Source organism: Hyalangium sp. (assembly GCF_035629615.1).
GTDB lineage: Bacteria > Myxococcota > Myxococcia > Myxococcales > Myxococcaceae > Hyalangium.
On sequence record NZ_DASPHO010000679.1, the window covers coordinates 1 to 6,165 of the forward strand.

The following is a 6,165-nucleotide window of genomic DNA, read 5'->3' on the forward strand; positions in this document are numbered from 1 at the left end:
CCTGCTGGCGCTGCCTCCCTCCTCGGCCAAGCTCGAGCACGTGCTCGTGCAGGTGACGGCGCCGCGCGCCGAGCTGCTGGTGCCGCAGAAGGCCTTCACCGTGGATCCGCGCCCGGGTGTCACCGCGCCGCTGGAGCTGGGGGACTATGGCGAGCCGGTGGCGGTGCAGGGCCGCGTGGTGAACCGGGACGGCCAGCCCGTGGCCAGCGCCTCCGTCTACCTCCAGGGCAAGGTGGGAGGCGGAGGGCAGTTCCGCAGCCGCACCGTCACCACCGACATGGAGGGACGCTTCGAGCTGCTCTCCCTGCCGAGCCACCCGGACACCCCGCTGACCCTCTACGCCGTGCCGCCGCCCGGCACCTCCGCCGGCATCACCCTGCAGCCCACCGCCATCCCTCGAGGGGGCGTCACGCTCCGGGACATTGTCTGCCCGGACAAGGTCATCGCCAGTGGCACGCTGATGCGGCCGGAGGGGTTGCCCGCGGCCGGCGTGCGCGTGGAGGCCGAGCCCGTGGGCGAGGTGACGGGCTGGCCCCTTCCCGCCCAGGGCACGCAGGCGGAAGCGGCCACGGACGAGGACGGCCGCTACCGCCTGCGGCTCGATCCGGGCGAGTACCGCTTCGACTTCATCCCCGCGGAGAACCTGCCGCGCGTCAGCCGCTTCGTCACGGTGCTGCCCTCTTCCGATCTGGAGGTGGCGCCCTTCACGCTGTCCAAGGGACGTCGCATCTCCGGGCTGGTGACGATCTCCGACCCGGAGCTGGCGGGCCCCACACCTGGCATCCCCTACGCCTCCATCCGCTTTTTCCGCGTGGTGAACGTGGAGGGCAAGCCCTCCGCCGTGCTGCTGGCCCAGACGGTGGCCGACAGCGCTGGCAGCTACACCGCCTCCCTGCCCACTCGCTGAGACGCGGGCAGGGAGCTCGGCAGGCACGCCGTCGCCGGCAGCCAGGAGCCGCCTGGAGCCCGGCCGCTCAGCCGATCTCCTTGTAGCGCACGATGTCCGGCGGCGCCCCGAGCACATCCTTGAGCTCAGCGAAGATCTTCTGGAGATGCGGGAGCGCCAGGTGCGTGTCCAGATCGGCCTCGGTGTCCCACTCCTCCAGGAGCGTGATCACCGCGGGGTTCTGACGGTCCTGCATGACCGAGTACCGGCGGCAACCCTTCTCCTGCCGGGTCGGCTCGATGACCGGTTCGATCAACTTCCTCAGGGCCTCTTCCTTGCCAGCACGGGCCTGCAACTTCGCGACGACATAGACGATGTCCTGCATTGACAACCCTCCCTGGTGGGTAGGGACACATTACCAGGAACGGGGCATGCGAGCGCCGGGATTTCCAGCGGAGCTATCTGGAGCAGACACCGGGCGGTGGCGTCAGCGCTGGGTGCGGTGGAGCAGCTCGTTCAGAGGCGCGGTGTGGCTGAGCATGTTGCGCGCGCTCTCTGCGCCCAGCACCGGCAGCTTCGGATCGGTGAGCAGCCCCGCCTGGTGCATGATCGTCGCGCTGTCCCAGTAGAGGTTCTCCGCCGAGATCCGATCCCCCTCGGTGTAGACGACCACCACCATCGCGAACTCGATGCGCTTGCCCGTCGGCGGGACGCCAGGGAGCACCCAGTCCATCTGGACGGTGTGAGTGAACCGGATGACGAGCTCGTCGACGATGCGGGTGGCCCCGATGGTCCGCGACACGGAAGTCACCTCGAGGTCCGGCGGCAGCTGGTTCAAGAAGTGCTTCGCATAGAAGTTGCGGAGGTCCTCCGTCCCCTTCCCTCCGATCATCGTCGGCACGATGGTGACGCGTGGGTTGTTCGTCATCGTCGCCAGCGCCTCCTCCGGGCTCTTGTGAGCGAACTCCGACTCCAGATGCTTGTCCCAGAGAGAAGTGATCGCCTTCTCCGCGGACGCCAATGACTCACTCATGGATGAACCCTTTCTCGCGCTGGTGTGAAGTGGCTTCGCGGGGTCCGCAGCGCGGGGAGTGCACCACGAAGCCCCATCGCCAAGGTTAGCAACGACTCTTCACACGCACCTAGCCAACGAGCCACCGTACATGGGCCCCCAACACCCGACAGATCTTGCGGTCAGGGTCCACCCGACCTGACAGGTCCCGGTGGCGAAAATTACTCGGAAGGTAGGCGGCCTGCGGCCGAGTTCCTGCGGGCGGAGTCGAAGGCACCCTGGAGTGCCTCCACGGCTCCACCGACCTCACCGGCGTACTGCACGGCGTGGATGGTGTAGAGGTCCTGAACTTCCTCGAGCCGCTGGAAGACCGTGCGCAGCTCCGCGCGCTCGCGAGACTTGATGGCGCACCGGCTCTCGCGCTCGCGCAGCCGCTGCAGCCACGCCGTGCGAAAGCGGAGCCACTCCTGATCCACGCTGCGTGCAGGTGCGTTGCGCACCAGCGTCTCACGCGTCGTCTCCAGCTCCGTCCACAGGGCCTGCGTCGCGTCCAGGCATTCCCGGAAGGACAGCACCTGATCCGGCTCCGCGGGCGGCAGCTTCTCGGGAGTCATCGCCGCCACGGAGCCCGTCACGTTCACGATGATCCACAGACTGAAGATCGCGACGATGAGGATGTAGACCCCATACGCGGCGGCTCGGAACAGGCGGAAGCGGGAGTCTTTCGTGGGGTCGACGTCGGACACGGAGCCTCTGTCTTATGACCGAGGCCCTCGCGTGGCAACGACGGACTGATGCGCCAGGTAGGGCGGCAGGGGCATCCGTCCCCCACCTGACGACCAGAGCTCAGCAGCCTGAGCGGGCGGAGAACAGGCCCCTCGCCCGCTCGGGGAGTGACTGGCTACTGCGCTGGGGCCGGAGTGGCCGTCGGAGCCGAAGCCGCCGGAGCCGGAGCCGGAGCCGCCGCGGCCGGAGCAGGAACCGCCGGAGCTGCCACCGCCTCGGGCCCACCTGCCTGGCGCTTGGCCGAGTTCAGCCGTGCCTTCATGGCCCCCAGGTACTGGCTGGCGGGGTAGTTGCCAATCGCTTCGCGGATGGTCGCCAGCGCCTTATCCAGCTGGTGGGTCTCCTGGTACGACTGGGCCAGCAGCACCATGGCGTAGTCACGCGTCTTGGACTTCTTGTCCCCGTCCACGAAGCGGGCCAGCAGGGGCACCGCCTTGTCGTGCTGGTGGGTGCTGTTGTACGCGGCGCCCAGGAAGAAGGAGGCGTCCAGCGCATCAGCCTCGTTGGGGTTCATGGCCATGAAGCGCCCCAGGTCGTCCGCGGCGGCCTTCATGTCGTTGCGCCGGAAGGCGGCCTTGCCGCGCTCAAAAGCGCTGTCGCCGATCTCCTTGCGCAGCAGCGTGGCGCGGTCGTTGAGCGCCTGGCGCTCCAGCACGGACAGGCGGGAGGTGTCCAGCTTCACCAGCGCGTCGATGCCCTTGAGCCGCTCGTCACCTGGCAGCGTGGTCATCAGCTTGTAGACGTCCGAGGCGGCGCGCTGGGCGCCCTGGTTGGCGGTCAGCTCCGCGCGCTGCTTCTCCAGCTGCGAGGTGAGCTCGGTCACCGACTTCTCCAGCCGCTCGCGCTCGGCGCCCGCGGTGGAGCTGCGCGCGTTGGCGACCATGAAGGCGCCGCCCACGGCCAGCACCGCAAACAGCGCGTACGCCACGCCCGAGGAGATCCACTGCCGGCGCTGGAAGTCCTCGTGCCGCTTGCCGACAGCCTTCACCTCCGCGTGCAGGTTCTTCAGGAGGTTGTCGGTCTTGATGACGAGGTTGCGTGCCTCGATCACCTCCTTGCGGATCTCCGTCAGCTCCTTCTCGATTTCGACAGGCTTGGTCTCGGCTGCCATGGACATCTTCCTGGTAGGCCCGGTGAGGATTTCGGCCGGCTCGCGCATCGTAAAAAGTTCCCCTGGAGGTTCGACGACTTTCGGCACCGGGAACAGGGTGCCAGTGCCTATGAATTCCTTCCGCCGTCCAGGAGCATCCGGGGGAACGAGCGTCCGCGCGCTAGAAAGGACTCCTCAGAAAGGGTTCCTCAAGGAGGGGCCGGGATCAGGCGGGAACGCGTAGCTCACCCCCACGGAGAGCCAGCTCCCGCCGGCGTTGAAGGAGCTGAAGCGCTGGCCGGTCTTGCTCACGGTTCCGCGCGCGAAGACCTGCCGGAACTCGAGGCTGAGGCCCCAGTGGGGGTTGAGGCGCGCGGTGGCTCCCACGGTCGCCGCATAGGCCTGGGTGAGCGTCTCTTGGGGGCGCTCCCCCTTGAAGGTCGCCGTGGCCAGCAGCGGTCCGGTGAGCACGCCCACGAAGGGCACCGTCCCCTCCGGCCCCAGGGCCACCCACTTCTGCAAGCGCACGCCCAACAGCGCGCCATAGCACAAGGTCGTCAGCTGAGGCTGATCCGTGAGCTGCAGCCGCTCGCCCGTGCCGAACAGGTCGATGCCCACCTCCACGAGATCCGACATCGCGTACGCGAAGGAGCCGACCAGGAGCGGCCCGCCAGGAGACTTCGCCGCGCGCTCCAGCCCCGCGTTGCCCGGCTGCGAGTAGTAGCTGTTGTAGAGGGTGCTGTTGCTGACGTACCGCCAGCCCCCTTGGATCGAGATGCGACCCACACCGTCGAGCGACGGCGCATCGTCCTGGGCGAAGGCCGTGGAAGCGGCGAGGGTGGCAAGCAGGGTGAGCAGCGGGCTCGATCGCATCACGGGTTTTCCGGCTGAGCACGAGCGAGTCCATCCCCGCTTCCGCACCCGTGCTACAGGAGTGTGGCGCACCGTAGCAGTGACCTTTGGGGCGTCAATTTTCCGGCACCGCGGGGCAAGGCGCCTCAGCGGGCCCGGCGCTCCAGCTCCAGCAGGGGCATCTCCAGCACCACCACGGTGCCGTGGCGGCACGTGGGGTGGAAGTCCGCCTTGTCCAGCTCGCCCAGCAGGGCCCGGAGCTGCGCGTCCGTGAGCTTGTCCGAGGAGGCCTGGGCGGCATGGCAGGCCATGACCCGGAGCGCCTCGGCCAGCTCCACCGCGTCCAGCGAGGCGCCCGGTGGAGGCAGCGCGTGGGCGAGTGCCTCCAGCAGCGCGCGGGGCTCGGCGCCCTCCAGTCCCGGAGGCACTGACTTGAGGGCGAAGCTCGTCCCACCGAAGGGCTCCACGTCAAAGCCCAGCCGCGCCAGCGCGTCGCGCCCCCCCATGAGCGCCTTGGCCACTGGCAGCGCCAGCTCCACCGTGGTGCCGAAGAGCGAGGGCGCGGGCCCCCTGCCCTCCTCCAGCAGGTGGTGGAAGTCCATCAGGCGCGCGCGCTCCAGCGCCGCGTGCCGGTCCAGCACCACGAGCGTGCCTCCGGTCCCCTCGCACACCTGGAAGCGCTCGCCCAGCACTCCCATGGGCCGCAGCGCGCCGAAGTAGCCGGGCGGAGGAGCCTCATTAAGCAGCGGCAGGGCCATGCCAAAGGCGGGGGCCCGGCCCATGGGCACGGGGGGCGGCGCCATGCCTGGCGAGGAGCCCCCCGAGAAGGGGGCATCCGCGGCAGTGGGCAGTGGCATCGGTCCCCCCCAGACAGCCTCCTGTGCCCGGGTGAGGAAGCGCTCCACGGCCTGGGCATAGTGAGCGGCCTGGCGCCTTGGGTCGGCCTCCTGAGGCGCGGCGCCCAGCCACGGAGCGGCCCGAAGCGTGCGGACGATGGCCGCGAGCACCGCGTCGTAGACGCCGCGCGAGTCGGAGAAGCGCACCTCGAGCTTCTGCGGGTGCACGTTCACGTCCACCGTGTGGGGATCCACGTCGAGGAAGAGGACCACCAGCGGCTGGCGTCCGGACGGCAGGTATTCCTGGTAGGCGCGCTGGATGGAGGAGATGAGGCCCCGGTCCCTCACGTAGCGGCGGTTGACGAAGGTGTAGATGCCGCGCGCGGTGGGCAGCGTGTACTCGGGCGAGGCGACGTAGCCGGTGACGCTGACGCCCAGCCGCCGCTCCTCCACGGGGAACAGGTGGGGGTGCACGTCCGCGCCGAGCGCCGCGGCGATCCGCTCGGTGGGATCCTCCGGGCAGGCGGGGCTGGTGAAGAGGGGCAGCCCTCCGTGCTCCACCAGGAAGGAGACCTCCGGGTGGGCCAGGGCGATCCGGAGGACCGCCTCCTCCACGTGCTTGAGCTCCGTCTCGCCGCGGCGCATGAACTTGAGCCGCGCGGGCGTGTTGTAGAAGAGGTCCTCCACCGTCATCACCGTGCCG

General features: G+C 69.2%; 6 protein-coding genes and 1 pseudogene. 1 reads left to right on the plus strand and 6 read right to left on the minus strand.

Annotation, left to right across the window (positions count from 1 at the left end; translation table 11 throughout):
- A pseudogene (locus tag VD972_RS34265) lies at positions 1 to 907 on the plus strand (carboxypeptidase regulatory-like domain-containing protein); the annotation flags it as partial.
- Between the two features lie 67 nt (positions 908 to 974).
- On the opposite strand, the gene VD972_RS34270 reads toward VD972_RS34265, so the two are convergent.
- The 6 genes from VD972_RS34270 to mutL form a co-directional block, all read right to left on the minus strand.
- A complete protein-coding gene (locus tag VD972_RS34270) occupies positions 975 to 1,271 on the minus strand; it encodes a putative quinol monooxygenase (protein WP_324993014.1) in 297 nt (98 codons plus the stop codon).
- A 102-nt stretch (positions 1,272 to 1,373) separates the two neighbouring features.
- Entirely contained in the window at positions 1,374 to 1,919 is a 546-nt protein-coding gene (locus VD972_RS34275; protein WP_324993015.1) for a hypothetical protein, read from the minus strand.
- Between the two features lie 200 nt (positions 1,920 to 2,119).
- Positions 2,120 to 2,644 carry a hypothetical protein gene (locus VD972_RS34280; protein WP_324993016.1) on the minus strand — a complete coding sequence of 175 codons (525 nt, stop codon included), beginning with the start codon at positions 2,642 to 2,644 and terminating at the stop codon, positions 2,120 to 2,122.
- Positions 2,645 to 2,799: 155 nt separating this feature from the next.
- Positions 2,800 to 3,795 carry a tetratricopeptide repeat protein gene (locus tag VD972_RS34285; RefSeq protein ID WP_324993017.1) on the minus strand — a complete coding sequence of 332 codons (996 nt, stop codon included), beginning with the start codon at positions 3,793 to 3,795 and terminating at the stop codon, positions 2,800 to 2,802.
- Positions 3,796 to 3,969: 174 nt separating this feature from the next.
- Complete coding sequence (locus VD972_RS34290) at positions 3,970 to 4,647, minus strand: hypothetical protein (protein WP_324993019.1); 678 nt, start codon at positions 4,645 to 4,647, stop codon at positions 3,970 to 3,972.
- Positions 4,648 to 4,772: 125 nt separating this feature from the next.
- On the minus strand, positions 4,773 to 6,165 hold a 1,393-nt coding region (gene mutL / locus VD972_RS34295), incomplete at its 5' end, for a DNA mismatch repair endonuclease MutL (RefSeq protein ID WP_324993018.1).